Genomic DNA, 1,336 nt, shown 5'->3' on the forward strand with positions numbered 1-1,336 from the left:
CCAGCCGAGCAGTGCGCCTCCGGCGGGTTATGGCCAGCCCAGTAGCGCTTCTCCCGCGGGTTATGGTCTGCCCAGCAGTGCGCCTCCGGCCGGGTATGGGCAACCGCCCGCCGGGTATGGGCAGACTCCGGCCGGCTATGGCCAGCCCAGCGGGGCTTCTTCGGCCGGCTACCCGCAGCCGACCAGCACGCCTCCCGCCGACTACCCGAGGCCCAACAGCGCTCCGCCGGCCACCGCGCCGGCACCGGCGTCGGCGGGTGGCTATTCGTCGGCGCTCGGTGGCCCGCCGGGTTATGCGCAGGCCGCCGCGGCCAACCAGATGCCATATTTCCCGGCCGCTGACGAGCAGCCGCCACCGGCACCCGGTGGCGAGGCACAGCCTGCCGCGCAGCCCGCGACCTCGTCGCCGGCCGCGTCGGCGGTGCCGTTCGCGCTGCAGCCGGCCAACCCGGCCGCGCCCCAGTCGCCGAGCTCGGCCACGCCGTTCGCGGCCCAGTCGCCCGGCTTTGCGGCCCAGTCACCTGGCCTCGCGGCCCAGTCGCCGGGCTTTGCGGGCCAGTCGCCGGGCTTTGCGGGCCAGTCGCCTGGTTTTGGGGCGCAAGCGCCCGGCCTCGCGGCGCAGTCGTCCGGTCCGGCCGGGCAGTCGCCCAGCTCGGCCCCGCCGGCCGAGAGGCCGCAGATCGGTCCTGGCGGGCTGCCGGTGCGCACCCCCAGCGGTGTGATGCCGAGCGGCCTGCCCGCCCGTACGCCGACGACCGCGCCGGTCTCCGCCGCGCCGGTCTCGGCCGCCCCTGCTCTCCCGCCCGCGGCTTACCGCCCGCCGTCCATCCCCGGCGAGCAGCCCGGCGCGGCCGCTGCCGGCTGGCCCGGTGGCCGCCCCGGCGATGACCCCCGTGGTCGCACCGGCGATGACTCACGTGGCCGTCCCGGCGATGACCCCCGTGGTCGCACCGGCGATGACTCACGTGGCCGTCCCGGCGAAGACCCGCGTGGCCGGTCTGGCGATGACTCGCGTGGCTCGCTGCAGAGCCCGCAGGGTCCGCTGCCGGTGCGCACGCCGATGGCGAACACCCCGCCGGTGCCCGAGCACATCGAGCCCCGCCAGCTGGAGGAGCCGCCGCTCGACCCGCGTTGGGCCGGCGCCCGCGCCGACGGGCAGCCGCCCGCCCCGGTCCTGCACGAGCTGCCCCGCCGCCAGCCGGCGTCGGCGGCCGACGACTCGCGCGGTGGTTTCCCGCAGGGTCCGGCTTCGCCGCAGGCCGCCGCCGCTCAGCGCACCGGTCTGCCTGACCAGTCGGCGCCGGGCTTCGGTAGTCCGCAGCGCACCGGTCTGCCT

General features: G+C 77.5%; 1 protein-coding gene and 1 pseudogene. One reads left to right on the forward strand and one right to left on the reverse strand.

What is annotated here, in order from left to right; genetic code table 11:
- Nucleotides 1-291: 291 nt before the first annotated feature.
- Nucleotides 292-708 (reverse strand): hypothetical protein, encoded by a 417-nt coding sequence (locus Ato02nite_RS12740; RefSeq protein ID WP_213006687.1) that lies wholly within the window; start codon nt 706-708, stop codon nt 292-294.
- A 340-nt stretch (nt 709-1,048) separates the two neighbouring features.
- Between Ato02nite_RS12740 and Ato02nite_RS12745 the strand changes: the two are divergent.
- Nucleotides 1,049-1,336: pseudogene (locus tag Ato02nite_RS12745) on the forward strand (hypothetical protein); the annotation flags it as partial.

Source organism: Paractinoplanes toevensis (assembly GCF_018332695.1).
Taxonomy (GTDB): domain Bacteria; phylum Actinomycetota; class Actinomycetes; order Mycobacteriales; family Micromonosporaceae; genus Actinoplanes; species Actinoplanes toevensis.